The organism is Spirosoma aerophilum, assembly GCF_054782495.1.
On the sequence record NZ_BAAGSJ010000022.1, the window covers coordinates 16,460 to 42,719 of the forward strand.

A 26,260-nucleotide genomic window follows, 5' to 3' on the forward strand; every position below is an offset into this window, starting at 1 on the left:
GTTGCAGCAAGAATGACTAATCCAGTTGCTCGGGTACTGATTGTGGAGGACGAGTTGCTTATTGCTGACAACCTGGAAGACATTCTTCTAGAAGCTGGCTATACCGTCGTCGGTATAGCCGTTAGTGTGCAGGAAGCGAGGGAACTACTGCTTGACCATCAACCGGATGTAGTGCTACTGGACATCTACCTAAAGGGTGGCGAAACAAGCTTAGACTTTGCCCGGACGTTACGCGCTCAGCACATTCCATTCATCTACATCTCGGCCAATGCGAATGATGGCGTTCTGGACAAAATAAAAGCAACGCAACCCCACGGCTATATTGTCAAACCGTTTCGCACAAAAGACATCCTGTATACGTTGGAAATTGCCTTCTATCGCCACGCCCATAGTTTGGAGCAGAAGCTTCGGGAAGAAAAAATGCTTCAGATTTCGTTGACGAATGCGCTATCGGAGGCCAGTGATTGGACACAAAAGCTATTAGCCGTAGCGACCGATCTTCAGCCCTTTATTCCGTTTGATTTAATTACACTCAGGCTTGACCAGGGAAAGACCACCCGGTCCTGTAGTTTCTTCCGGATCGGACTAAACGAATACCAGACCATTCAGCCGGTTGACTTTCTGCGGATGACGGGGTTGACGGAACACAAGTACGATCAGTTACGGGCAGAACTTTCTGCCCAGGCAAGCATTAACCTGCTTAATGGAAATGAGTACGCGGAAGCTTGTCAACGCTTTCGTTTAAAGCAGATCATCGCCAAAACATTCTCTTTACAAGCTAATTTACTGGTGACCATAGCCACTATGCAGGGAAGCAAGTTTGAAGTCTCCTTCTATAGTCGCCAGCCGGATACTTATCTGCCTGATCACGTATCACTAATTGACCGTTTGCAGCAACCCGTTAGTCTTACATTGGATCGTCTGCTGGCTTTTGATGAGATCGCCCGGCTGAATGAGCAATTAGGTCGGGAAAATAAGTATTTGCAGGAGGAAGTAAAAACAACGGCCAGCTTTAATGACATTGTGGGTAAAAGCCCTAAACTCCATCAGGTGTTCAAACAGCTCGAGAAAGTTGCTCCTACCGATGCGACTGTACTTCTGACGGGTGAAAGCGGTACGGGCAAAGAGTTGTTTGCCCGCGCTATTCATACGTTTTCGTTGCGGAACGATAAATTGCTGGTAAAACTAAATTGCGCGACCCTGCCTGTTAACCTGATCGAATCCGAGTTATTCGGGCACGAAAAAGGGGCATTTACAGGAGCCACCGAACGCCGAATCGGGAAATTTGAATTGGCGCATGGGGGCACCATCTTCTTGGATGAAATCGGAGAAATGCCTATGGACCTGCAAGCGAAACTGCTACGTGTGCTACAGGAAAAATAATTTGAACGGGTAGGCGGTAAAGGAACGCTTCAAACCGATGTACGGGTGATTGCTGCTACAAACCGGCATTTAGAAAAGGAAGTCGCCGAAGGGCGCTTCCGACTGGATTTGTATTATCGATTGAGTGTATTTCCTATTCTGTTACCAGCCTTACAGGAACGACTGGAAGACATCCCATTATTGGCCCATTTCTTTGCTCAGAAGTTTAGCCAGCGAATGGGAAAATCGTACCAGGGAATCAGTGAAGAGACCTTAACCGAGCTCCTTAACTACAGTTGGCCAGGCAATATTCGCGAACTGGAGAACATTATTGAGCAGGCTGTCATCATCAGCGAGGGCCTAGACCTGCTTACGCTGGGCCGATCGTTAGCTAACAACTGGATTATGAATAGCCCACTTTCCACTGGCGCATCAACTTATACGCTAACGACTCATCCAAATCAGATTCCGCCAGTGACCGCTCAACCAAAGACCTTGTCTGAGGTGAAGAACAAGCACGAACAAACCGAGCGCGACTATATCCTATCGATACTTCAGCAAACGAACGGCAAAATTCGGGGTAAAGGGGGAGCCGCTGAGCTAGCGGGGTTGAAACCTACCACCCTGGAATACAGGATTGAGCGATTAGGGATCAAGAAGTAGCTGCTCAATACTTTTCTTGGTTTCCCGTTTATGAAAGCCCATAACTATTATAAGCTATCACCAATCCTAACCAGTGGTCGTTAGGTCTAATAGAATAAGTAGCTACACTTTAAACACGAAAAAAATGGATTTGCAGGTACGCGGAAAAACGGCTTTAGTCACCGGATCAACGGCTGGCATTGGGCTGGCGATTGCTAAAACACTGGCTCAGGAAGGAGTCGAAGTCATACTCAATGGCCGAAATAAGGGCCGCGTCGATGCCTTGGTCCATCAACTATCGGCTGAATTACCCGGTACCCGATTTCGAGGAATTGCCGCTGACTTTAGTCAGGTCGAGGAAATAAACGCCTTATTGGCCCAGCTACCTCAGGTAGACATACTGATTAATAACGTGGGTATATTCGAGCCCAAGGAGTTTACGCAGATACCCGATGAAGACTGGTTCAAGTTTTTCGAGGTCAATGTGATGAGCGGGGTTCGGCTTTCCCGCCATTATTTCCCCAACATGTTGGCCAACGGATGGGGGCGAATCATTTTCGTCTCCAGCGAATCGGCGCTGCAAATCCCGACGGAGATGATTCACTACGGCACGACTAAAACCGCTCAACTGGCCATTTCGCGGGGGTTGGCCGAATTGACCACCGGCACCGAAGTGACCGTTAACTCGGTGCTGCCTGGCCCGACCTTATCCGAAGGGGTTGGTGATTTTATCGGCAGTATGGCAGCCCGCCGTCAGGTGTCTATAGAAGAAATGGAAAAGGACTTCTTCAAGCAGGCCCGCCCGACCTCCATTATCAAACGGTTTGCCACCACCCAGGAAATAGCCAATCTGGTGGCTTATCTGTCGAGTCCGCTGGCCTCAGCCACCAACGGAGCCGCCGTCCGGGTAGATGGAGGTGTTACTAAGACCATTGCCTGATCAAGTACCAGCCTTATCAGTGTGGACTGGCTATCTCTGACTAGATACGATAGTAAATCAACCTTGCGTTTTGGTCAGAAAAGGTGAAGTTTCTACATTTTACGAGACAGCGAGATCCTATTTAAGTTAGTAGAGTAGCTTGTAACAGGTATCCAGTCCACCGGCTATAAACTATATGCACCAGGTGTTGTTCATACTAGATTGATTTGTACAAACTTGGGATTTACTACCACTGTGTATGTTTATGAACTATGTCCGGCGTGGTGCTGGTAAACCGCTGTTACTGCTCCACGGCCTGGGGAGTTCCCTGAAGGTCTGGGATCTGATTATCGGTGAGTTATCCATTCACCGGGAGGTGATTGCGTTGGATCTGCCCGGTTTCGGGCAGTCACCGGGCCTGGTCGGGGAGGTATCCATTCCTACCCTGGCCGATGCGGTGACCGATTTCTTAACCCAGCACCAGCTCTTGGGCATTGATGCCGTCGGCAATTCGATGGGGGCCCGATTAGTTCTTGAATTAGCCCGGCGGGGTAATGTGGTCGGGGCGGTTGTATCCCTGGATCCGGGTGGGTTCTGGCAAGGCTGGCAGGTGGCCTATTTCTACCAATCGGTTCGGCTATCGGCTCAATTATCCAGTCTCATCCAACCAATCTTACCCCCCCTGGTGAGCCATCCGGTGAGCCGAACGCTGTTGTTCGCGCAATTTTCGGCTCATCCCTGGACGATCCCGGCTCGAGTGGCGCTGAATGAATTTCGGGAGTTTTTGCCCACCCCCAGCTTTACCAAACTCCTGGATAGTCTGGCTCATGGTCCCCCGCAGCAGGGAGCACCGCTTGGCTCCATACCCAACCTGGTCATTGGCTGGGGCCGCCAGGACCGAATTTGTCCGCCCAGCCAAGCGAAACGGGCCCTGGCGTTGTTTCCTGACGCGCAACTTCATTGGTTTTCGAATTGTGGCCACGTGCCGCAACTGGATGTACCGGCTGAAACCGTGGCACTGATACTGGCCGTTACGGAGTGCCGCTACGAGCCTCAACCACCAGTCCCTACCTCGGCAAAAGAGTCTGAAGTTACCGGAAAAGTCTTTCTGGGTGTGGGTGTTGCGGTGGTGCTGGTCGGCTTATTTCTCACGTTTGGCCTGAAACGATAAGGTCACATCGGATCACGAAAGCATCTTCTGAGTCTACAACGATTTAGGGGCTATATCTTTAGATTAGTACGGTGAAACCAGCTAAAGTTTTATTCTAAATGTACCATTTTTGACCCTTCAAGTTTGGAAAAGAATTTAATTGCCATTTCTTGAATAAATACAACTTATAGTTATAGTGATTTCGTTCACGAAAACGCTGACCGAATGAACAGGTATCATAACTCAGCTAATAGTCAGCTATTTGTTTAGTGAGGTACAGAAAGGTGCCCTGGGGGCTACCCTGGCGCGGGTCTCTTACGGTCATTTCAGTAACTGTCCAATCTATCAGTAGAATGTTACACAACCTGGCATCTTCATGTTAACTGGCTGTAGTCACCCGCTTGATCAGTCTGCTGACCTGAGTCGCCTGGAATCGGCACCCCCTTGCCGTCGTGAAACCAGCCCGGTTTAATTCGCTGGCTATCTCACTGAGGTTCTTGCCCGCCCTTTGCATGATTTCAGCCATGGAGGTAGCCCGCCGGTTATCTTTATTGGCCAGTGCTGCCCGCCGGGTAGCCTCAGCTCCCTTTTTCCGGGCAGCAAGGCTCAAGTTTTCCGGCTTGCCTAATACGGCGCCCTGGTTAATCTTAGCCCTCAGCGCCGCCTTAGTCCGGGAGCTGATCAATTCTCGCTCATGCTGGGCCAAGGTGGCAAAGATACCAATGGTTAACGTGTTGGCGTCCGGCATATCCACACACTGAAAATTAACACCCGAATCTCTCAGCGTGAAGATGAACGAGGCATTACGGCTCAAGCGATCCAATTTGGCAATGATTAAAACCGCGCGCTCTTTCTTAGCCCGATCGATGGCCGCTGCCAGCTGCGTCCGCTGGTTGTTCTTGCCGGATTCAACCTCTGTGAACTCGGCAAGTATAACCCCTTTCACGTAACCTGCCACGGCCGCGCGCTGGGCCTCCAGTCCTAAGCCAGAATCCCCTTGCGCCCTGGTAGATACCCGGTAGTAAGCTACGTATTTAGTTTGGCCGTTTGTGGCCACGGCTGAAGGTGTGTTTTTCTTTGCCATTGTAGGAATGATGAGTTTCAGTTTTGGAATCGACTTACTCGGGCATTGTAGAGGTCTAAGTGCCTATCACTACCATCACTCAGCGTTAAGAGTTGATGAATATAGGCTAAACGGTTAGCCCGAGCGCTGGCGTTAGCCTCAACGAAAAGCTCCTGCTCGATCCATTCAGCTGTTTTATTAAGTTCCTGGGCCTGATTGATAACGGCGGCAAATAGGCCAGCAGAAACGTCCAAGTCACTCGTCGAGCTAATCATATGAATAAGCATCCTGATATAACGGCCATAAGCCATTTCTACAGAAGAATACTCCTTACTCTGTTTTTCGAAAGCCAATAGCAGGATGATCTGCTTAGCCTCCTCCTTAGTCATTATTGAAGGGTTTTCACGAACGATGTCACTCATGTCTATAATAAATGAGCCATTGATACTAGGCAGGTTAGCTGAGGTCAACATTGACTCGAAACCTTAGATAGGGATACTTCTTGGCCAGCACCACCACGCTTGCCTGTGCATGCATCAAGTCGAGCCCTCTGTAAGGATCCAAACCGGTGGCATTTTCCTTTGTCCCATCTTGGAATAAAATCCTGGATGGGAATCCAGTCTTTACTTGCCCAGTCCCATATCTCTACCTGATAATTAGTCATGCTGACTGATTTGCTTTAGAGCTGGAGGGAAAGCGAGTCCTACGCTCATTGTAGGTATCCAACGTATCATCGTCAACCGGATCAGTACGATATAAAAAAATCCTCACTAAGTCTGATCTTTCTATTCCTTCTGCCAATATCTCAAACCTTATCTCCTGCTCGATCCAAGCCGAAGTCTTACCTAGTTGAATAGCCTGGTTGAGTACAGCCATAAAAATGTACGTGGTTCGATCGGCACTCTGGGTAGCGGTTAAAAGCCTACCGATAACCCGCACATAGTCGGCATAAGTGAAATGAACACCAGGCCGTTCAATCTGTATCCATTCAAAGGCTAAATGCCGGATGAGTTCTTTGTATTGGTCCGATTCCGTTTCTTGATGCGCCAAAGTCTTATTGCTTGTCTACCCCTAAATATAGGCAAAATAGCCCTGATTTTACAAGGCTTGAACGTCCCCGTTGAAGCCTTGTAAAGTTAATGCAAACCTACTTCACTTCTAGCTGAGCAGTAAGAAGGGAAACCATTTAGTCGTTAATTGCCACGTACTAGTCACAATTCATAAATGAGCGTTTATGATTTGTAACAAAAACTAACAAACTTTCATGTATAGGGCGATTACAGTTCAAAGAGGGGAAAACGCAACACTAGGCCATAAGGCTACCGAATCAAGGTCACGAAAGGGGTGTACCGATCAAACTTGCCATCGTCGGAGATCAACGTGAGATTGTCGGCAAAAGCCGTAGCGATTAATAACCGGTCGAAGGGATCGCGGTGATCCTCATACAACGGAATTGACTGATAAGCGTCTAAATGACGGGGCAGGACAGGCAGGAGCTGAATGGCTAATACACCGGTCATTTCCTGAAAGACCTCAGTAGATGACCGGGTAGTGTCCAGTTTGCCAATCTTTTTCTTAATGGAAATTTCGAGCAGCGAAGCGGCACTCACGAAAACCTCATTGGTTGTGCTGCGGATCAACTCCGCTGCCCGGGCTGATAACTGGGGATCAGCTTCCAGTACCCATAGCAATATATGCGTATCAATCAGTAAACGCATTACATGTAGTCTTTCAAGTCGTCCAACGGCTCATTGAAGTCGGGGGTTAGCTTAAAACTTCCCCTCATGGTGCCAAACGGACGTTCTGTCAACTCTGGCCGGTTCAGCGCGACAGGAGGTTTGATCGCTTTGTTCGTGGCGGCCATCTGTCGAATGAAAGCCAATACAGCCTTACCCGTCTCATCGCGATCATCTATTTCCAGTTGATAAATCATAGCTACTACTTGCCTATGCCATTTTAAAATATACTTATGCCAAGTTAACATTTTCCTACAAATACAGGTCAACCTGCCTTGGAAAGAGCAGTTAGAAAGGCACTACCAGCATTTATGGTGTTTCCAAACAGACATCTAATAGAGATTAATTGCTTTGAGGTAACATTTAACAAACGTTCCTTTAATAAATGTTAAACTCAGTACAGCTGTATTTTGCTATATGGTAGCCGTTTGCTTTTGGACTGAAGTACCTATTTCGACCCCGCGAAGACGGAGATACTTATAAAGAGTAGTTTTAGAGATGTGTAACTCGCGGGCGATTTGTTCGACCGAGCACTTGGCTTCTTTGTAAAGACTTTCCCCGATGCGGGCTTTCTGCTCACCAGCTTTAGATAGCCCTGTGCGTCGGCCTAAGAGTTGACCCCGTCGCCGGGCGGAAGCTAAACCGGCTAAAGTCCGCTCCCGAATTACTTCCCGTTCAAACTCGGCTAGACTGGCGAAAATGCGAAAAACGAGCCGACCTTGCGCCGTGGTAGTGTCGATGGGATCGTTCAGACTCACTAGCCCAATATGTTGTTGCTCCAACTGAGTGACGATCTCAATCAAGTGATTTAGGGAACGGCCCAGTCGATCCAGTTTCCAAATCATCAACGTATCCCCCTCCCGGATGATTTCAAGAAGCCTCTTTAATTCAGGCCGTTCGGTTTTAGATCCACTGGCTTTTTCCTGAAAGATTTTCGAGCAACCGGCGGCATTAAGGGCATCTAATTGAAGGGCCAAATTTTGATCTTGCGTAGAGACGCGGGCATAACCTAACTTCATGACGTACTAGTGTCTATCTCACGTCAAGGACGTGAATGGGAGAAATCTATTGTCGATCAAGGAAGCAGGTTGTTGCTATTGAAGGTACAGAATTATCCGTTTATAAGGCTAAAAAAATGATCCCTTTAACTTTTTTTAGAAAGGGGATTACCTTTAAATGACTGATCTGATGGATAAATCATCAATCACGTCTGAACCGTTCACGAAACCGTTCAATTAGTTGAAAAGTGCAATAATGCGCTGCACCTGCACGGCTTGAAATTGCTTGCCTCGACGGGTACGAAATCCATGCTCATTCAACGTAGCCGCTATGTCACTCCAGCTCTCACCCGCCCCACGTAATGACCGGGCAAATGCAGCCGCCCGGCGATTGTTCTCATGCTCACGGGCATTCTGCTGCCGAATCGCTAACCCCTTTTGGGTGGCCTCTGCGGTGAGATTTTCAGGCTTGCCCAATAAATGGCCAGCCCGTTTCTTTTCGGCCAGTGCTTTACGGGTACGATCGCCAATGACTTCCCGCTCGTGCTGGGCCATGGTGGCCATTACTCCGATGGTGAGCGTATTGGCTTCGGGCATATCGGCGCAGACAAACTCAACCCCCGAATCCCTCAATGTGAAAATGAAAGCCACATTCCGAGTCAGCCGGTCGAGCTTGGCGATGAGTAGTATCCCTCCCCTTTCCTTACAATAAGCGATGGCTTTGAGCAATTCAGGTCGGTTGTTTTTTTTGCCCGATTCAATGTCGGTGAATTCGGCGACGATTTCACCCCGATTATAAATGAAGGAACTGACGCTAGTACGTTGAGCTGACAGGCCCAGCCCGCTAGCGCCCTGGCGTTGAGTAGACACCCGGAAATAGGCAACGTACTGTTTGTAACCGTAATGATGTTCCACGACACAATTTTTAAAGTTATTCTGTAAAGATACCTCTGTTTTACATTTTCTAAACGTCCGTTTAGAAAATGTAAAACGAATTATTAATCTTATATTCTGTACAATTTGATATATTTAATGAAATTGTAACTTCTGTAACTTATGTTCAAAACAACTCTTATAGATAGAAAACTACTTTTGTAATCTATGAGTATTACTTACAAATACAGTAATTTGTATATATATGTACAAACGTACAATAATTGCAAAACATACTAACTGATGGAAGTAAGCGAATTGTATAAAGTGTCTGCTCAGGAAGCCAGAGTACAACTCTCCGACCTCATCAACAAAGCCATTTACGGTCGGCAACCCTCTTTGATTACTCGGCAGGGTAAACCCGCGGCAGTGCTGATCTCCTTTGAGCAGTGGCAGGCCTTCCAGCAAGTCCAAAAATCCGAACTTTTACCCTTGAGCAATGAAGCTTCGTCGTCAACTGAAGATGCGGTAATTGTTGAACAGGAACCCAAAACCGATGGTGGCCAGGAGCAGCAACCCGGGCCAGTGCCAAACCCCTGATCGCTTAAATTGGCGGCAATACTTCAGCGAGAAAATGTAGGACAATTTTATTAACTTTTCCGGGTATTCCTTTAACGCTTTTTCTGATTCCGGCTGTCATGACCTTATCGAATCAATCAGTCCAGACTTTACCCGTTCTATTGAATCACTATCGTGATCTAGTCAGTCATAAGTCGGAGTATGAGGCAGATAATCAGTTGATGCATACCTATCACTCCGTGGCCATTGATGGGGGCACGCTTTCCCTGGAAGAAACGAAGTGCTTTATGGGCACGGGATTCCTAGCAGGGGGTAAACCTTGGCATCACCATCTAATGCTAATGGACCATCAACTTGCCCAACAGCAGATGGTAAGTTGGGCCTCTGAACGTGAGCCGTTGAACCGCGCCCGGCTTCAAACCATTGCCGCTTTGATCATGCGCCAGACCGGTGGACCCACCTATACTCTCCTGGATAGCTTCGATTCCAGTCAGGGCGAGTTTCGCACTGACGGTGCGATGGCCAGTGGTCGGATATTTTTGGAAGCCAAAAAAGTGCCTGCCGCCGTTGACAAACTGGTCAAGCAAATCAATACCGCCCTACCCGCTGCCAAAACGATTCGTCAAATGTACGACCTGTCTTTCCAAGCCCATTACGACCTGTTGAGGATTCATCCCTTTGGGGATGGTAATGGTCGGTTGGCTCGACTGCTGATGAATTATGTCCAGCACTACCAGGGCTTACCGATGAGCTTAGTGTTTGTTGAGGATCGTCGGGCGTATATTCAGGCCCTGGAGCAGAGCCGACATCAAGTCTCTCCAAAACCGATGCTTGATTTTATGTATTCACAGTTGACTACCTTTTTACAACTAGAATGCGATCGGCTTAGCGGAGAAATACTTGGGCAATCAAACAAGGTGGTCTTTAGCTAGCTCCCCTTTATACTCGGATCTTTGGTGACAATAAGCGCGCAACTGTAGGGGCAATTAAAATGCAAATTGACAAATTAGGATAGCACATATTTAGCACTTTATGTCTAAAAGCTTGTTGGCTAACCGGATTCCTTATATACAGAGTGGTTGTCGCATCGACAGGACCCTGCCGATGCGACAACCTTCCCCAACTTGGTTGAATGGAATTAGCAGGGAATCAATCATCTGATTGATGGAATCATACAGGGTTGTAAGCCCTTTCACTAAAACGGCCAACTCGTGTAGGAGTTAGCCGATAGCTGAGTCAATCGAGCGCAAAACCAGTATCCAAATTGGATTCTTGATCCTAGTTCCGCTTCTCCCGTTTCATATAAGTAGAGGCCCTAGTGCCTCGTCGGGCTCCCATTTCATGTAGCTGTTGGGCGTCAGCCTGTGATACCAGTTGAAGAGCCGAATACTCCGTTTTGCCCGTAATCAGGGGGAAGCCCGCTACCCGTTGCGCTTGTGAACAATTCACACAGGTTTTAGCCGTTGGCAACGCTTTCAGCCGAGCTTGGGGAATCAACTCACCACATCGGTTACAGTACATAATATTAATATTTTATAGCTACTAGAATAACCCTAAATCCGGGTGAATAGTGCCCTAATCAGCGTCATAAAACAGGGAATCCACTGTAGCTAATGAACTTACCTTCAGACATTTAGAATTAAATCTTTAATCAATTAACTAGATTCACTTAGGGTATCAATTAAGTTATCCGAAACGGGTTTATGCCTCGACAAGCAGCTACATGGAATAAGCAATTCTATACGGCTCGCTTCTAATCAGCTAACTCAGCTTTGCCAAACTACGAGTAAATACCCGTCAGCCGAAACCTAGATTGGCCAAACCATATAGACTGAAATAGGTTAGCTTGACTAAATATAACCTGATCATGAACCTGGATAAACCAACCCCAACTCAGCCCACTCCCTCAACTCCTCAACAACCTGCCAAGCCCACTAGGCCCAAACGACCCCGCATAAAAAAGACGACGTAAAGCCTATGATCAATATAGGGTGGTTGTGGCGAAGAAGATGGTGACATCCGAGCGGATAATTCACGATTCTACACCGGCCGGTACCGGCTCCCCGGACGGGCCGGTGCCGTCATTTGGGGGAGTATCAGTCTCACAAACTCAGTTAAAATTTGAGATTCTGATTTTGTTTAGTGAGATGACAATTTGAGACCGACTCTCGAACAGAATGACTTTGCTAGAACAGCTACTCTACTTATCTCTTTGAACGGGCGTTATCTAAACCATAGTCTAACGAAGAAGTATGCAGAACTATTCGATTTAGAAGAGTGTCTGAAAATGAATTTCTTTAAGAATAGATGGGTATTGCACAGTAATAATCTCGGTGTACATAAAATATTGATTATATCAATCCGGTCCTTGATGACTTCCTGTACTCTGGTCGGTACGTTCGACATACTGTCGTACAACGTTTGCCTCTCTACCTCATCAATACTCACCCAATAACATGACCAAGACGATTCGTTTACAGTATTTGGGTTGGGCATCCAAACCGCAATAACCCGAGTCTGCGCGGTTATCCAGTTAATATCATTCAATCCTACAGACAGTATAACGATTACCTAGCACAGGGAAAAGACGGCCCAGTACAAGGTAGGTTCGGAAACATCAACATCTTCCTTCACGTAAATAAATGTATATAAATTATTAAAAACATATATTTATTATTTACTTTAGTGGCGTTTAATATAAATAATTTACAAATGAAATTTCTAATAATTAGTATCATAATAATATTATCGTATGCAACCAAATGCCTTGGTATTACATACTACGTTAGTCCACTAGGGAGTAATAACAATAATGGATTGGAGGTTTCCAAACCGAAAAATGACTACCAAGGAGTTATCAATGCTACAAGTCCCGGAGATACTGTTTATTTCATGAATGGGACTTATTCGAATATATGTGCTGGATGCAACACTATTGAAATCAAGAATAGCGGAAAGGCAAATGCATACATCGTATTTATAAACTACCCCGGCCACCATCCAAAAATCAAATTTGATGGATGGCAAGGTATCGCTATTGTAAATGGAGCAAGCTACATAAAAATTATTGGTTTTGATATAGAAGGTAATAATTCTCAAGTCTCTTTAAAAGACGCACTTGTTCAGCCTGGAAGTTGTAATAATGCAAATACGTCGATAGTAGATGCTAGGTTCAACGGTAATGGAATTGGCGTTACTAAGCAGAAGGACAAGCATTCTCATCATTTAGTTTTTTCGAAAAATTTGATTCATGATTGTGGCGGAGGTGGAATCGGTGTAAATCAATCAGATTGTATTATTATAGAAGACAATATTATTTATAATAATTGTTGGTATTCAATCTACGGAAGTAGTGGTATATCTATTTATCAATTATGGAATTTTGATAATGTTACTTCTTGTAAAAATTTTATTAGAAGAAATAAATGCTTTAACAATATAAATTATGTGCCAAATCCCAGTTTTAACTGTTTAGTTCAAGATGGTAATGGGATAATCATAGATGATTCGCGTAATACGCAAAATGGCTCAACATTAAACGCCTACAAAGGGAAAACTTTAATTGAAAATAATATTGTTTGGTACAATGGGGGTTCAGGGATTCATACGTTTTTAAGTGAAAATATAGATATTATAAATAATACTGCGTACCTAAATAATCAAAGTCCTGAAATAAACAGCGGACAAATTCTTGCCAATAGTAGTAATAATGTTAAAGTTATTAACAACATTTTATACGCTCCGTCTGGTAAAATGATTAATAACTCATATAATAACAAGAACGTACAATATTATAATAATCTACATTTCAATGGAACAACTGCTATTTTAAACAACTCAAGCTGTATAAACAAAGATCCTTTATTTATAACAGCGAATAAAAGCCTCCAAGCTGATTTTCATACATATAATACAAGCGCTACGATTGACGCAGGCAACCCAACATTCTATAGTCAGACGGATATTGAGTTAACTAAACGACCCATTGGAAAACTGCCAGATATTGGCGCTTTTGAAAATTTGAATGCAAGAATCGGGGATAATATAAAGTATTTTAAACCTAAACAAGATTTGCCAAGTATGAGAGTGAATGAGAGTACTTCGGTCCCTGCCATTTACCCTAAAATCAATGAAAATACAACTTTTGAATCACTTAGTCAACTTGACAATTCATTAATTGATTGTATATTGCTTACGCCAAATCCCGCCGCGTCACAACTAAAGGTTAAGTTTAAACTTGTAAAAGGACAAAAAGCTTATTTGTCAATTTATAATATGAATGGGGAAGTTCTGAATAACATTCAAGTCATTGGAAATGGTAATATCCAAAGTGAAGAATTTATGGTTGAAGAGTTAAAAGAAGGGCGTTATATAGTAGGATTAAATTATAACAAAAACATGATAACAAAGCTTTTGTTGATAAGTAAAACATATTGAGTTGAATGGTCCTGCTTTGCTTAGTTGACATGCGATCCATTTAACTTTTAATGTATATTATGTATGTTGTTAATTAACTATATAGTCTAATTGAAGCTATTGCTCACATGGGAGACCGTTAAAGTGTTTTAGAATAGATTAACTCGCTTTTAATCTAAATACTAATGTGATATTTTGCTGACTTTAAATCGAAATATTTTTTTACTGTGTAGAGAATAATTTTAGCGTGCTGTGCCTGTGGACGGTGGAATGATTTTCGATTTAGCTTAATTTTTCATTGGCCGTTAATCGCTAAAGTACATTACCTACTCCGTGTAATTTAATGGGATATTTGAAAAAAGCGTCAAGAACAAAAGTTACTTTGTCAGAGTTTTATAGATGGTAGCTTGTAAAGGACGAAATTATATTGTTTAGCGATTGAGTTGGGGCCATGGCCTTCATGAACTATCCTGATTTGTAATTTCTTTGCAATTTGATTTTATCAAGTAAATAATAACTATCAACTGTTTTATTGGTAATCATTACTGAGACAGTACTTCTCGGTAAATACTGTCTACCGCTTTGACAATAGTCGCAAGGTTTAGCGTAGTAGTAGAAAGGTTGATCGAGGCTTCTGATAAAGCGGTCCTTAGGGGTAGATCCGTGATGCATTTGGTTAGGCAATTTGACAAAGCTTCAATGTCGCCGACTTGGTAAATGAGTGCATTTTTAGTATCAGTGAGCAGGTCTGGAAGGCCGCCGACAGGTGTAGTAATAACTGGCAAGCCATAGGAAAATGCATCGAGCACAGCCATGGGAAAGCCCTCCGCATAACTTGGAAGACAGAAAATTGATGATCGGCTGAATGCCACAATTTTTTCAAAACCGCTTACCCAGCCAAGGAATGTAACATTTTCTTCAATATTTAACTTTTTTACCAATTGCCTAGCCGCTCCTATCTCGCCATTGCCAGCAAACACCAATTTCCAATCAGGGTGACTGTTTTTTACCGCAGCAAAGGCTTTGATCAAATCTTTATAGCCTTTACGTTGATTGACCGTTCCGGCGAATAAAATATTGTTCTGACGTTCGGTTTCTACTGGTTTTACTTCAGTACAAGGATTGTATACAACAGCCAGTTTATCGGCCAGAAAGGGCCATTTATTTACCACTTCTTGTTCCCAATATTTAGAAAGGACAATAATCTTGTCAGCGCTTTTGAAGATATATTTATACGAAAAACTAAATTTGCTATGGATGGTTGTGGTAGTGCTAAAGGCGTGAAAATGTACGAGCAGCTTCTTATTGAACAGCTTTATTAGAAAGACAAATAGCATTTTTCGAATAGCGGATACCGGCTCACTAAAGTGAAGATGAATCAAATTTGCCGATGGTAAATGATAGAGTAAAATGAATATTGCTTTTATCAACATCCATAACTTAGCCACTTTTGATCGGTCGATATGAGTTTCAATCCAAACCATGTTCCAGTCCTTCCAAAGGGCAGTTTGCCGATAAGCATTAATGACAGATGTAATGCCACCTCGTGTTTGACTGCTGGTTGCAATAGTAATAACTTTATATTGTTTCATATAATTTCAAGTTTTTCACAACGCTTGCAGGATTTCCTGCAACGATTACATTTTCCGGCACATCGCGTATAACGACGCTGCCTGCCGCAATAATTGAATAATTTCCTATTTTAATATCACCGATAATGACAGAATTAGCACCAATATTTACGTTGTTTCCAATTCTTGGACTGCCTCCGTTATTGCGGGCAGTCCCAATGGTTGTGTTATGACGGACTATTACGTTCTCTCCTATAATAGCATTGCTATTTATCACTAAACCGCTTCCATGAAACATGTTAAAATTACGCCCAATTGACGTTGTATCTGGAACATCAATACCTAGTATCCATTGGACAAACATTTTATAACAAATCCTAATAGGAAAGCCAATTATTCGTAAGACTCTGTTCTTTGTAAAGAAAGAACTACTCCGAAAAGCTAATAGGAAAAATAGACCCTTCGGGTTGTTTTTGATAAATTTTATTTCAGAAAATAACGGGTTCGCCATTTTGTTTATAGTATAATTTATATAGGCATGTATTTTTTAAATTGGTGAAATTATCTCCCTTTTTGAGGCATTGCCGCATCGTATATTACCTCCTGATAGATAACAGCTGTATTTTTCTTTGGATAGAAGAAAAAAGTACCTGCTAACTCCTGGATATCACGTAGAAGGAAATACAGGAAATAACCGTAGAAGCTGTGATTTATCTTAACCCGCTGAAAATAAGATTTCGCAGAAATTAATAACACATAGGGTAAAAGACCAACAAGGCCTAAAAAAGGAGTTATACATAAACATAAAAATAAGCCAATGCAGGAGTAGCTATACCTAATAAAGATTTTCCAAAAATGTGGATTTAGCAGGTGTTCCCGGTTAAGTAATCCGACATACAAGAAATCACCATTTCTCATCATTCCTTTCATCCGGTTGATGTCGATATAGCTTACCGTATGGTGATTGACAAATATTCCTCTTAGACGTTTCAGTAAAATATTTCTTTTTGCCAAACGAAGGCCAAAATCATAGTCTTCGCACCGTTTGTAAGAAACATTCATACCACCAACGGACTGAAATGTTTTTTTTCTAATAGCAAATAGACCCCCAACAACGGTTTCTGTTTTGTCTTCGTTTAACAAAATGCCGAAATAGGGTGCTTTATTGATGAACTTGAACGTATTATTTTCGTAGAAATAATTCATTAAGTCGCCAGAAACATAATCGTATTGCGGCTGGCCAGTCGAGTCTAACAAACGACTTGCCAAAAACTCCGGCTGAAGCTCCATATCTCCATCCAGAAAGATTAAGTAGTCGCCATTTGCTTCATGAGCACCAATATTCCGAGCCCCAGCCGCGTTATAATTTTTCTCAATTTTGAAAACTCGAATTGAGGGATAACTTTTGACAATATCGAGCGTTTTATCTGTCGATGACGAATCTATATACAGTATTTCATAATCAGTTAATGCTGCATATTGTAAGGAGTCAAATAGACTTCTGAAGCAGACTTCAGCTGTTGATTCGATGTTTCTTCCGATAATAATAATAGAGATCATACAAGCTGGTAAGGTCGAGTAGTTTTCACAAATGTTATATGATAGCTGGTGATAACGAATAAAAATAAAATCCAGAAAAGGTTGTTAGGCTTTACTAAATTTCCCTCGAAGAAATTATAAACCAGTTGAATAAATAAAAAAGTGAATCCCCAGTAATACTCTTCTTTTCGTTGAATAAAAAAATTGGTGAAAAAGCTCACTAGATATGTCAGAAAAGTAATCAAGAAAAGCAGCAAACCAATAATACCTAAATCAAGCATCATGTCGAGATAACCGTTGTGCGCTGTGTCATAGGTTAAATCAAGTACTGAGTTTATTTTTCCTGATTCGCCTACTTCCCCTAACCAGAAGGCACCGTAGCCATATCCTGTCAACGGTTTCTCGCTCATGCTCTTGACAACCATATCCCATAGGTCAACCCGACCAGTAAACGTCAAGTCTTTACCGGTTAATTTTACAATTATGTTTTCTGCTGAGGTATCAACAATTGCCAGTGCTATAACCAAACTGAAAATCAGTATAAAAGCTATGTATTGAATTTTTACAGGGCTATGCAAAAATCGTTGTAGGAGTGGAAACGTAAAGGCTATGGACAATAGAATAAGTGAGGTAGTAGACCGTGACAGAATGATCAGTACAACTGCCAGAAGCAAACCCACCAGGGCTAGTTTTACGTTCTTCAGTCGCCATAAGGCCAGGTTAATAATGGCGTTCCCAAGCATCACCTGACCCAACGAGTTTTTGTGGGTAAACAAACCGCACCAGGCTCCCTGTAGCTCCGGCGATTCATCATGCATAATACCCTGCTCAGGCAAAATAAAGCCAAACAATAAGCTGCCAATAGCGGCCAAGCTCAAGGCAAGTGCTGTTAGTTTTAGTAGGGACGCTAGTTCAAATCGACAGATTAAATAAAAGGCAAACAAGGTTGGCCCCCATATACCGGTCGTTCTCCGCACTGTAATCTCTAATGCCTGGCTCCAAAAGACTGATCCTGCCAGGTAGAGCAGAAAGACAAGAATTAATGGGTTAAAATTCAGGACAGTTGGAAGGGCCCGGGTTTTAAAAAGTAATAGGCAAAGTGTTAGACCGTAAATACTAAACCATAGGACCTGAAAAGCAGGGTTACCCGCACTGGCGTCGATCACATCGCCGGTACCAACCATAAATAACCGTTGCACCGCACCGCTAAAACAGAATAATCCAACCATGGCGAACAGCTTCTCCCATGCTGTAGGTAGTACATCCGTTTTAATCATATCGATTTACGAGATAACGTTTTCGTGAATATCCGCCAGTCTAAAAGTCGGAAAACGATCAACAGCGTACCATAACAGAACGAGCCGAAAAGCACCATAACCGGTATTTGATATTGGGATGGGCAGTACGGTTTGAGATATAAAACAGCCTGAGACATCAGGCCGGCGGCAAATATTAGCAAACTGGCTTTCCGCCAGGGAATTGGCATTCTATATGACCCTTTACTAAAAAAGAAGCTAATTATCAGAACCAACGTGTCACAAACAATGGTGGATGATAAAGCTCCTGTAGTGCCATACATCGGAATCCACCAGAAATTCAGGCTAATATGAACTGCTGCAGCTATTGCAACGGGCCAAAATTGCAGGTATGTCTTACGACCAAGTTGGAAGGTCTGAACAAAATAGAACCCATATAAACCTGAAACTACCGCCGAGAGTGCCGATAATGGAATAATATGGGCTACCTGATTATTATAGTTTGGTCCCACAAATAAACTGGATATCGGATCGGCCAAAGCTGAAATACCAAACGCAATAGGAGCAGCGACGCCAATTAGTAACAGAAAGTTAATTTCGAGTTTAACATTCGCAGCCACGTAACCTTCTTGGTCGAGCGTGCGGATAATGATAGGATAGAACGCCAGATTGATAGCTTGCATAACTACCCAAATACTCTGTCGGGCGAGTTCATAACCAACTGAATAATAACCTGTATCGGCTTTTCCAATATAATAGGAAATAAAATAGCGATCTGATAAGTTTAATATGCAACCGAAAGCGAACGAAGCTGTGAAGGGTAATCCATACTTTAAGAACTCCTTGTTTACAGTTGGTTGAAACGAGCGAATACTGGCAAACAACTGAATTAGAAATGGACGGGCTCCCAGACTAAGAATAATTATGTTTGCTGCAATAAGGCCCAACAGTACGCCCAAAATGCTGAGATGTTGCCAGACCAACAAGGAACCTACGCTTAATGCCAGCAATGCTTTCAGGGTTCCATAGATGGCGTACTTACCGGGTGACAGACGAGCTCGAAAAAACTCTAGTGTTAACTCAAATAATGCTTCAGACCATAGAAGTATAAGACCTGTCAAAACAAGGGTTATAGACAAGCCTTGTATTTGTCCCAACACAATAGTAGGCAAAACGATTAGTCCGGTTAGTAGACAGGCTCCCAAATAGCCGATAGCCGAACTGGCATACAGCGGTTCAGGGTTGCCAACGCGTGTTGGTAAAAAACGAATTAGTGCTACTCGCTGCCAGAAATAAAACAGCATATTCATCATAGCTACACTGGCGCCAATGAGGGCATACCCTCCATATTCATGTGGAGAAAGAAGCCGGGTGTATATCGAAACGGTCAAGAAACTTAGCAGGCCTGATACGCTCCGACCCGCTAAATAGATCAGGCTGTGCGCTTTAATCATGGATTAACGTTATTATAGACAATGTGTGGATAATTCTGACTAGGCTGAGTGACTACCAGGCATTCTCATTCTTTTTTACCATGCTGGTGATAGTCCACCAGCATATCGCTACGTCAAGCGCTAAACACTGATGCTTTTGATAGAAAAGATCATACTTTACTCGGTGCTTCATCTTCAACGGATGGTCTGTAATACCACGAGCACCTTTTGCCTGCGCTAACCCGGTTATACCAGGATAAACTTGATACCGCTTTCCGTAAAATGGGATTTCGTGCCAAAACTGAGCATCTAGCTGAAGTGGATGAGGACGAGGCCCGATCAGACTCATGTCACCCATCAGAACGTTTAAAAATTGTGGTAACTCATCCAGATTATTTTTTCTAAGCCATCGACCGATTGGTGTTATTCTCGGATCGCATTTTTGAGCTTGTTTAAAGGACTCCTGCCCATTGATATACATTGACCTAAACTTATAACATTGGAAGATCTGGCCATTTTTACCTGTGCGAACCTGAACAAAAAACACAGGCCCAGGCGAGCTTATATAAATAAGTAGACTGATGATTGGTATCAACCAGATTAATAATAAAAGGAAAACTACAATTGACCCCGTTAAGTCAAACAAGCGTTTTGTAACATAGCCGTCATTAACTTTTGAATGAGGGAAAATATTGGGTGGCTCAATGTAGGTACTACTTGGTCGGGTTTGGGTCAACATAATCATTAATAATAAGTGTGATGATACATTCAGATTATGGATACCTGGGTATCGGTATTACCTTTAACCTAGGAGGAGTAGTGCGTGTATTTATAGCTGTAATTAAGATGGTATAAAGCATCCTCAGGTACAGCATTTAAAACAATTAGAGGTTTTGGAAAACGCTTCTCTTCGTTTAGACAATTAATTATTTTAATGCAATTTTTAGGGGTAATGTCATGCCTTACGACAAACAAAGTAATATCAGCAAATGGAGCTAAGAGTTGGGCATCAGAAATAATACCTACTGGAGGAGTGTCAATCAAGACAAACGCAAAGCGTTGTTTTAATAAATTCAGTAATTGCCCTAATCGAGGAGTGCATAGAAGCTCAGCTGCCGAACTGCCTGCCAAGCCGCTGGGTACCAGGAAGAACTGATCATAACCAGGAATGGGTTGAAGAATTTCATCAAGCTCACATTCTCCTTTTAAATAATCACTTATGCCTTTTTTATTAGAAAGACCTAACGCCTGGTGAAGCCTGGGGTTACGTAGATCCATTTCAACCAGCACGGTTGGAAAATTGGCCAATGCCAAACTCGCTCCTAAATTTTGTGAAAGAAATGTTTTTCCTTCTCCACTAATGCTGGAGGTTGTCAGTAAAACCAAGCTTTCCGAAGTCTGGCTTTGCATCAACTGAAGATTAGCTCTTAAGCTTCGAATTTGTTCTGAAATAATTGAATTTTCAGTGTGGGTGATGACCAGTGATTTGGTCGACGGGTACCTAACAAGTTCACCTAGAATTGGGACAATTGTTTGTTCTTCAACGTCTCTTCGCTGATGAATTCGCTTATTCAGAATTTTCTGTCCAGCAATAACTAAAACTGGGCAAACGAATCCAATTAAAATAAAAAAACCAAACACCAGCGGTTTTACCGGTTTAGTGGGGGTAAGAGTTGATTGGGGAAGGTCAATAATAAGGTTATCCGATAAGGTTGCACCTAATGCAACTGTTGTTTCCTCCCTTTTTTTTAGTAAATACGTGTATAATTCATTCTTAATAGCCTGCTGCCTGGTAATGTCAATCAATGTTCGCTCCTGTTGCGGTATATTTCGGATTTTGGTCTCTAAAAGGTTATTACGGCTTACTAATTGCTGCTTTGAACTGCTAAGCATAACGCGCATAGTTTGAATATTTTCCTGAATATTCAACCGAGTCGACTTAATCTGGCTCACCAGATTTTGCACTAAAAAGTTTTGATCTGAAGTGAGTTTTTCAAGATCAGCACGCTCACGCTCAAGTTGGCCTAATCGTTCAATCAAACCAAGTAGCACCTTGTCCTGCAGTCCAAAAATAGCAGGTGCTATACCCTGTTTTCCCGTTTGGTTTTTTATGTATTTTTCAAGATCATCAAGGTTGGCAAGTTGAATCGCTACCTGATTAATCTGGGCATCATTATCCTGCATTGTTTTTAAGGTATAATCAGCCTGATTACTCAAATCGGTAATATTATGTGTTGTCTTATAAGATTCTACTTGTTGCTCTAACCGAGCTACATCAGCAGAAAGACCTTGGACGCGCAGGTCAATGAAATTCAATGAACTAGCCATTAATTCATTCCTGTTCAGTAAAGCAGCCTGTTTATATTCCTTGAGAAGTTGTGTTAGTATAGCTTCTCCTCTGGACGGAATAACATCTTCAATGGTAAGTTGAATAACGGATGAGTTTTTGCCAATGTGTTCTATTTTAAGCTTTTGCAACAGCTCTAATACCTGCTGTTCAATTGGCACAAATCGCACCTTTAATGGCCGATTTTTTGTTGAATTTGATTGATTGGCGGAAATAAGTAATGTGCCAATATTAGTTTGAATTTCCTGTTGAATTGGATATTCCAGACTATCAATACGAACTGTATTCGTAGCTGTTAGAGATATTTCGATTGCTTTATCATATATAAGTGGAGTGGCTTTGATAACCTTGATAGTAAAGGGTATTCCTTCGTACACCTCTCTGTTTACTAAGCTATTAACCTCATAATAGTGAATAGGGAGGTTTAATTTTTCAACAACCCGCTTCATTAAAAATGATGAATGTAAAACCTCTATTTCATTTTCAATATTTTTCTTTGGTGAAACAGGTTGAGATTCTTTAAAAGAATTAATCTCCTCGACCCCACTTTGCTGATCTTTGATTAATAATTTTGCATTAATCTGATAAACTGGCTGTTTATAAAGAATAAATAAGTAGCCTAGACTCGTCGAAATTACCAAAGCCACCAAAAACCAATACCATTTTTGGAGAGAGCGACTTATAAGATCCTCGAAAAATAAATTTTTTGGTTCTTGAATTTGATGAATTACTGCCGGCGAGTGAGTCATACTAATAAATTTTTCTAATTAGAACCTAGTAAAGAATATGGCTAAAGCAGTAAGCGCACCAACAATAAGTGGAGTAATCAGATAAATACGGTCTGTACTGGCAAGTCGAACTTTACTAGGCTCAACATAAATAACATCATTTGAATGCAGGTAATAGTATGAAGAGCGAAATAGGTCACGTTGTGTCATATCGACCTTTGTAAAGACTTTTCGCCCATTTTCTTCCCTGATCACCAGTACATTTGTTCTACGCCCGTAAATAGTAATGTCACCAGCTAACCCTAAAGCTTCCGGTAAAGTAATTTGCTCACTGTTAATCGGGAAAAAGCCAGGACGGGCCACTTCTCCCAAAATGGAAATGTGGAAATTCTGATTTCGAATACTTACGGTTAACTCTTTAAATTGTGGTTTTAATTTATCAAGAATGAGGGTTTCTGCCTGGGAGTTAGTTAAACCCTCTACCTTTATTTTTTCAATAATTGGAATAGTAATATAGCCGTCTTGATTAACCCGATATCCTCTGCCTGTTGACGATGAATTTGTTAGAATAGATTGATCATTTTGGGGAACTGGAGCATAAGAATTAAATAGAGCAGAAGCCTGCGTACTAAGGGTATTAATTTGAATTGACAGGTTGTCCCCTCCTTTGATTTTCTGCTCATAAGGAGCTGGCAAACTTAGTGTATCATCAGCGACCTTAGACGTTTGAAACAGTACTATATGTTTTGAAGAACTACAATTTACTGAGACACCTGAAATTATTATAAACACTAGTACTTGTGTTATTTTATTCATGGGTATAGCTTAAAACCATAAAGTTTTTGTGAAGAGAATTGTGAAAATACAAAGACTAACTACCTGACTAGTAGATGCTTACGGAGAAGGTAGAAAATGAATAAAGTATTCGTAGTGAAATACCTTCGGAATAGTCGGTTAGGCTCCTGGCCTAACCGAAAGAGCCATTCTAAACCAAATCTCTGCATCCAATAGGGTGCTCGGGAAAACTTACCTGCCAGAACGGGCAGCGCTCCGCCAATGCCTAATAATACCCCGGGGATACGGGGTTTCATCCGATCGATCCACACCTCTTGTCGTGGACATCCAAGAGCAACAAAAACTAGTTGCGCACCAGAATCAACAATCCGATTAACGATTACATCTTCTTCTTCAATAGTGAGTTCCCGGAAAGGGGGGGAATAAGTACCCGCAATTGTTAACTTAGGATATTTCTTGTGGCAAATAGTAAGGGTTTCGTGAAGAACACTGAGGGTGCTCCCGTAAAAATAAACGGATATGTTCTCTTCACTGGCGCGCTTTAGAAGATCTGGTAAGAAATCTAAGCCTGTAATTCGTTCTTGGTGACGCTTATGAATAGCACGGATTGCCCAGACCAACGGAACTCCATCTGCAACTACCCAAGTTGCATTATTAACACAGCTAGCGAAGTACTTATTTCGGGTTGCCTCCACCACCATATGAACATTCGCAAAACAAATGGTACTGTTGCGCCTTTCACGAGCTGCCATTATTACTTCTTCCTTAATCTGGCAGTATGTGCCTGAATTGATGTTTAAGCTTATTACCGTAGATTGAGATGATTTGTTCTCTGGCTTGGAAATAAATATAGACATAACAATTAAGTGGATAGTCCAAAAACTGTCACAAAATAAACATGCACTATTTTCGTAAACAAACGATTATAATTAAGCTAAACTTAAGACTGGGGAATTATAATTAAACTATTAGTTTAATAGGCAGTATATAATTAAACTTAAGGTTCTTTTTACAAAAAGTATTATACAAAAACTTTTTCAACCAGAGGGAATCAAATTTGAACACGTTTCTAACTCATCTAGGAACCAGAAACTATAACTAGGCCAACTGCTGCTATTTCGCCCATGACGCATAAGAGATACTCTATATTGACTAAGAGCACGCCGTTACTCACATGGTTTATTTTTGTTTTTTTATGATTAAATTTTCAATTGAAAATTTAATATTGTTGATGAATGGATCTCTTCTGTTTTAAAGTCAATGACGTCTCAATCTGTCCATAAGTACCACTTGGCACATTTCATCCATATTATTAACAAATATTTGATATTCAAGGCTTTATCATAGAGCTTTAGCTAAGGCTCTATGCAGATTAGGAGGTAATTGAAAGCGATTAGGCAATAGCTGTATAACAACTAATATTTGGCAATTATCAAAGCAATATGAGTAAAGTTGTCAAAGGTTTCCACTTGAAAGCATTCAACAAAACGCTTAATGAATAATTGCTGAGTATTTATACGAAATTAGATTTATTAAATAGAAAGACAGATTAGAGTTAGCTTTTCAAATAGAAATATTTTTTAGCTCTAATTTGAGTTGTTTTATATTGACTTAACCCTTTTGAGCTAGCGGGTTAAGTTTAACTAATCTTATCTAAACAAACATTTCTTCACTTATTAATAAAGTACAATACTTTACTACATGGCCAGTTAAAACCCATACGTATATACGTATGGGTTTTAACTGGCCATGTAGTCCTTAAACACTCTTAACTTAAATTGTCAGGTATTTTGCAAGTATTATATTAAGTCAATTTATCATGAAATAGTAATATCTGCTACTATGGGTTTGGTAATAGTTTCTTAATACTGCTCCTTTTGTATGTAAGTGAACCTCCTAAATGTACTTATTTGAAAACAGGACATTCTGATAAATTAAAAGCGATATGCAGGTTGTTATAACCATCAATTTACGTACAAGGAGTAACTAATTTTGGCACTACTAATAAAATTCACCCGATACATAGCCACTTACAGTGGTTTTAATTAAAATAAATTAATAATAGCTTCTTTTTGTATATTACTGTTAAATTATTTTAATATTTATAAATTAATGCATTCAAATATATGGACATTAACAATATCTATTTAATCATAAAGTGTTTAAAAATTTAGTTATTTATTTTCAAATCTATAATAAGTTTAACATAATTTATATGTTTTTTAAATCTAGAAGCGATTTCATGTAAATAATTATATTAATTCATGGACATATAATAATTATATGTTTAGATGATTTATGAATTTTTTCTAACGGCATTCTGTATACGTTATGATACGATTGTCTTACTATGAAATTCCTCGATTGCGTTGGCGCTATTAAATACTAATGACATCATAAGAAAGGCTAGCTTGAGCAATTTTCTTATCATGCCAGGGATTCCGCAGTAAGCTCGTCGATTGAATGGTGTTTTAAAATTTAGCAAGCCTCATTAATGCAATTGTTAAATTCACTCGTATTCTCCTAAAGAGAATCCCGAATAGAAAAATCTGTAGCCATCCATGCATTTCCTAAAGCCACTTCACCCTATAATCGTCAATTCGTATGGGAAAGCAAACGGCAACTTTTGCAGTTATCAATCTACAAGCCGCTGGCATCGATATCTGCTTCTGCGAACATTGGGTAGCAATCAATCATAACAAGGAAACATACAGTATTTGGTCACGGATTAGAGCAAGTTTGAATTGTACTTATAGAAAGACGTATGCGCCTAATGGCGTTTGACAAATATTAAAAAAAGATCCGTCTCTTCAAACGCTCAGAACCTGTATCAGTGAAATCTACATTTTCGGG

The 26,260-nt window shown here is 41.7% G+C and carries 22 protein-coding genes and 1 pseudogene; 7 read left to right on the top strand and 16 right to left on the bottom strand.

Going from position 1 to position 26,260, the window contains the following annotated elements:
* Nucleotides 1-12: 12 nt before the first annotated feature.
* The 4 genes and pseudogenes from ACYVK4_RS25925 to ACYVK4_RS25940 all read left to right on the top strand — a co-directional run.
* A pseudogene (locus tag ACYVK4_RS25925) lies at nucleotides 13-1,509 on the top strand (sigma 54-interacting transcriptional regulator); the annotation flags it as partial.
* Nucleotides 1,504-2,025, top strand: coding sequence for an AAA-type ATPase lid domain-containing protein (locus ACYVK4_RS25930; RefSeq protein ID WP_461130504.1), 522 nt, complete (start codon nucleotides 1,504-1,506; stop codon nucleotides 2,023-2,025). The pseudogene ACYVK4_RS25925 and the gene ACYVK4_RS25930, both read left to right, overlap by 6 nt.
* Before the next feature lie 124 nt (nucleotides 2,026-2,149).
* On the top strand, nucleotides 2,150-2,944 hold the full coding sequence (locus ACYVK4_RS25935; RefSeq protein ID WP_461130483.1) for an SDR family NAD(P)-dependent oxidoreductase: 795 nt from the start codon (nucleotides 2,150-2,152) through the stop codon (nucleotides 2,942-2,944).
* Between the two features lie 238 nt (nucleotides 2,945-3,182).
* Entirely contained in the window at nucleotides 3,183-4,094 is a 912-nt protein-coding gene (locus ACYVK4_RS25940) for an alpha/beta fold hydrolase (protein ID WP_461130484.1), read from the top strand.
* A gap of 358 nt (nucleotides 4,095-4,452) precedes the next feature.
* Here the strand turns inward: ACYVK4_RS25940 and ACYVK4_RS25945 are convergent, their stop codons facing one another.
* From ACYVK4_RS25945 to ACYVK4_RS25970, 6 genes are all read right to left on the bottom strand, one after another.
* Nucleotides 4,453-5,157, bottom strand: a complete 705-nt coding sequence (locus ACYVK4_RS25945; protein ID WP_461130485.1) for a recombinase family protein — start codon at nucleotides 5,155-5,157, stop codon at nucleotides 4,453-4,455.
* Between the two features lie 17 nt (nucleotides 5,158-5,174).
* The gene (locus ACYVK4_RS25950; RefSeq protein ID WP_461130486.1) at nucleotides 5,175-5,558 is read right to left on the bottom strand and encodes a hypothetical protein; all 384 of its coding nucleotides are present in this window, start codon (nucleotides 5,556-5,558) and stop codon (nucleotides 5,175-5,177) included.
* 897 nt (nucleotides 5,559-6,455) lie between these two features.
* Nucleotides 6,456-6,854, bottom strand: coding sequence for a type II toxin-antitoxin system VapC family toxin (locus ACYVK4_RS25955; RefSeq protein ID WP_461130487.1), 399 nt, complete (start codon nucleotides 6,852-6,854; stop codon nucleotides 6,456-6,458).
* Nucleotides 6,854-7,069, bottom strand: coding sequence for a hypothetical protein (locus tag ACYVK4_RS25960; RefSeq protein ID WP_461130488.1), 216 nt, complete (start codon nucleotides 7,067-7,069; stop codon nucleotides 6,854-6,856). The genes ACYVK4_RS25955 and ACYVK4_RS25960 overlap by 1 nt, the downstream gene beginning before the upstream one ends.
* Before the next feature lie 216 nt (nucleotides 7,070-7,285).
* Nucleotides 7,286-7,849, bottom strand: a complete 564-nt coding sequence (locus ACYVK4_RS25965) for a recombinase family protein (RefSeq protein ID WP_461130489.1) — start codon at nucleotides 7,847-7,849, stop codon at nucleotides 7,286-7,288.
* Nucleotides 7,850-8,107: 258 nt separating this feature from the next.
* Nucleotides 8,108-8,785, bottom strand: a complete 678-nt coding sequence (locus ACYVK4_RS25970; protein ID WP_461130490.1) for a recombinase family protein — start codon at nucleotides 8,783-8,785, stop codon at nucleotides 8,108-8,110.
* 261 nt (nucleotides 8,786-9,046) lie between these two features.
* On the opposite strand from ACYVK4_RS25970, the gene ACYVK4_RS25975 reads away from it, so the two are divergent.
* Both ACYVK4_RS25975 and ACYVK4_RS25980 read left to right on the top strand, forming a co-directional pair.
* Nucleotides 9,047-9,343, top strand: a complete 297-nt coding sequence (locus ACYVK4_RS25975) for a type II toxin-antitoxin system Phd/YefM family antitoxin (protein WP_461130491.1) — start codon at nucleotides 9,047-9,049, stop codon at nucleotides 9,341-9,343.
* Between the two features lie 320 nt (nucleotides 9,344-9,663).
* Complete coding sequence (locus ACYVK4_RS25980) at nucleotides 9,664-10,254, top strand: Fic family protein (RefSeq protein WP_461130492.1); 591 nt, start codon at nucleotides 9,664-9,666, stop codon at nucleotides 10,252-10,254.
* Between the two features lie 346 nt (nucleotides 10,255-10,600).
* Here the strand turns inward: ACYVK4_RS25980 and ACYVK4_RS25985 are convergent, their stop codons facing one another.
* Nucleotides 10,601-10,843, bottom strand: coding sequence for a TraR/DksA family transcriptional regulator (locus tag ACYVK4_RS25985; RefSeq protein ID WP_461130493.1), 243 nt, complete (start codon nucleotides 10,841-10,843; stop codon nucleotides 10,601-10,603).
* 1,296 nt (nucleotides 10,844-12,139) lie between these two features.
* Between ACYVK4_RS25985 and ACYVK4_RS25990 the strand changes: the two genes are divergently transcribed.
* Nucleotides 12,140-13,759, top strand: a complete 1,620-nt coding sequence (locus ACYVK4_RS25990; protein ID WP_461130494.1) for a T9SS type A sorting domain-containing protein — start codon at nucleotides 12,140-12,142, stop codon at nucleotides 13,757-13,759.
* 521 nt (nucleotides 13,760-14,280) lie between these two features.
* Here ACYVK4_RS25990 and ACYVK4_RS25995 read toward each other — a convergent pair.
* The 9 genes from ACYVK4_RS25995 to ACYVK4_RS26035 all read right to left on the bottom strand — a co-directional run bounded on the left by ACYVK4_RS25995 (nucleotide 14,281) and on the right by ACYVK4_RS26035 (nucleotide 24,264).
* Nucleotides 14,281-15,330: a glycosyltransferase family 4 protein gene (locus ACYVK4_RS25995; RefSeq protein ID WP_461130495.1), complete on the bottom strand. Its 1,050-nt coding sequence runs from the start codon at nucleotides 15,328-15,330 to the stop codon at nucleotides 14,281-14,283.
* Nucleotides 15,317-15,673 carry a serine O-acetyltransferase gene (locus tag ACYVK4_RS26000; RefSeq protein ID WP_461130496.1) on the bottom strand — a complete coding sequence of 119 codons (357 nt, stop codon included), beginning with the start codon at nucleotides 15,671-15,673 and terminating at the stop codon, nucleotides 15,317-15,319. The genes ACYVK4_RS25995 and ACYVK4_RS26000 overlap by 14 nt, the downstream gene beginning before the upstream one ends.
* Before the next feature lie 197 nt (nucleotides 15,674-15,870).
* Nucleotides 15,871-16,869 carry a glycosyltransferase family 2 protein gene (locus tag ACYVK4_RS26005; RefSeq protein ID WP_461130497.1) on the bottom strand — a complete coding sequence of 333 codons (999 nt, stop codon included), beginning with the start codon at nucleotides 16,867-16,869 and terminating at the stop codon, nucleotides 15,871-15,873.
* A complete protein-coding gene (locus ACYVK4_RS26010; RefSeq protein WP_461130498.1) occupies nucleotides 16,866-18,125 on the bottom strand; it encodes an O-antigen ligase family protein in 1,260 nt (419 codons plus the stop codon). Before ACYVK4_RS26010 ends, ACYVK4_RS26005 begins: the two co-directional genes overlap by 4 nt.
* Nucleotides 18,122-19,558: a lipopolysaccharide biosynthesis protein gene (locus ACYVK4_RS26015; RefSeq protein ID WP_461130499.1), complete on the bottom strand. Its 1,437-nt coding sequence runs from the start codon at nucleotides 19,556-19,558 to the stop codon at nucleotides 18,122-18,124. Before ACYVK4_RS26015 ends, ACYVK4_RS26010 begins: the two co-directional genes overlap by 4 nt.
* A 52-nt stretch (nucleotides 19,559-19,610) precedes the next feature.
* Entirely contained in the window at nucleotides 19,611-20,276 is a 666-nt protein-coding gene (locus ACYVK4_RS26020) for a sugar transferase (protein WP_461130500.1), read from the bottom strand.
* Between the two features lie 68 nt (nucleotides 20,277-20,344).
* A complete protein-coding gene (locus ACYVK4_RS26025; protein WP_461130501.1) occupies nucleotides 20,345-22,633 on the bottom strand; it encodes a GumC family protein in 2,289 nt (762 codons plus the stop codon).
* A gap of 18 nt (nucleotides 22,634-22,651) precedes the next feature.
* Nucleotides 22,652-23,428 carry a polysaccharide biosynthesis/export family protein gene (locus ACYVK4_RS26030; protein ID WP_461130502.1) on the bottom strand — a complete coding sequence of 259 codons (777 nt, stop codon included), beginning with the start codon at nucleotides 23,426-23,428 and terminating at the stop codon, nucleotides 22,652-22,654.
* A 59-nt stretch (nucleotides 23,429-23,487) separates the two neighbouring features.
* The gene (locus ACYVK4_RS26035; RefSeq protein ID WP_461130503.1) at nucleotides 23,488-24,264 is read right to left on the bottom strand and encodes a WecB/TagA/CpsF family glycosyltransferase; all 777 of its coding nucleotides are present in this window, start codon (nucleotides 24,262-24,264) and stop codon (nucleotides 23,488-23,490) included.
* Nucleotides 24,265-26,260: the final 1,996 nt, after the last annotated feature.

Excerpts from the sequence above, each read along its gene's own strand:
- ACYVK4_RS26035 (WP_461130503.1), bottom strand. The coding sequence starts at position 24,264 with ATGTCTATATTTATTTCCAAGCCAGAGAACAAATCATCTCAATCTACG.
- ACYVK4_RS25940 (WP_461130484.1), top strand. The coding sequence starts at position 3,183 with ATGTTTATGAACTATGTCCGGCGTGGTGCTGGTAAACCGCTGTTACTG.
- ACYVK4_RS25980 (WP_461130492.1), top strand. The coding sequence starts at position 9,664 with ATGGACCATCAACTTGCCCAACAGCAGATGGTAAGTTGGGCCTCTGAA.
- ACYVK4_RS26030 (WP_461130502.1), bottom strand. The coding sequence starts at position 23,428 with ATGAATAAAATAACACAAGTACTAGTGTTTATAATAATTTCAGGTGTC.
- ACYVK4_RS26015 (WP_461130499.1), bottom strand. The coding sequence starts at position 19,558 with ATGATTAAAGCGCACAGCCTGATCTATTTAGCGGGTCGGAGCGTATCA.
- ACYVK4_RS25955 (WP_461130487.1), bottom strand. The coding sequence starts at position 6,854 with ATGCGTTTACTGATTGATACGCATATATTGCTATGGGTACTGGAAGCT.
- ACYVK4_RS26025 (WP_461130501.1), bottom strand. The coding sequence starts at position 22,633 with ATGACTCACTCGCCGGCAGTAATTCATCAAATTCAAGAACCAAAAAAT.
- ACYVK4_RS26010 (WP_461130498.1), bottom strand. The coding sequence starts at position 18,125 with ATGATTAAAACGGATGTACTACCTACAGCATGGGAGAAGCTGTTCGCC.
- ACYVK4_RS26005 (WP_461130497.1), bottom strand. The coding sequence starts at position 16,869 with ATGATCTCTATTATTATTATCGGAAGAAACATCGAATCAACAGCTGAA.
- ACYVK4_RS25995 (WP_461130495.1), bottom strand. The coding sequence starts at position 15,330 with ATGAAACAATATAAAGTTATTACTATTGCAACCAGCAGTCAAACACGA.
- ACYVK4_RS25975 (WP_461130491.1), top strand. The coding sequence starts at position 9,047 with ATGGAAGTAAGCGAATTGTATAAAGTGTCTGCTCAGGAAGCCAGAGTA.
- ACYVK4_RS25945 (WP_461130485.1), bottom strand. The coding sequence starts at position 5,157 with ATGGCAAAGAAAAACACACCTTCAGCCGTGGCCACAAACGGCCAAACT.
- ACYVK4_RS25935 (WP_461130483.1), top strand. The coding sequence starts at position 2,150 with ATGGATTTGCAGGTACGCGGAAAAACGGCTTTAGTCACCGGATCAACG.
- ACYVK4_RS25950 (WP_461130486.1), bottom strand. The coding sequence starts at position 5,558 with ATGAGTGACATCGTTCGTGAAAACCCTTCAATAATGACTAAGGAGGAG.
- ACYVK4_RS26000 (WP_461130496.1), bottom strand. The coding sequence starts at position 15,673 with ATGTTTGTCCAATGGATACTAGGTATTGATGTTCCAGATACAACGTCA.
- ACYVK4_RS26020 (WP_461130500.1), bottom strand. The coding sequence starts at position 20,276 with ATGTTGACCCAAACCCGACCAAGTAGTACCTACATTGAGCCACCCAAT.
- ACYVK4_RS25985 (WP_461130493.1), bottom strand. The coding sequence starts at position 10,843 with ATGTACTGTAACCGATGTGGTGAGTTGATTCCCCAAGCTCGGCTGAAA.
- ACYVK4_RS25960 (WP_461130488.1), bottom strand. The coding sequence starts at position 7,069 with ATGATTTATCAACTGGAAATAGATGATCGCGATGAGACGGGTAAGGCT.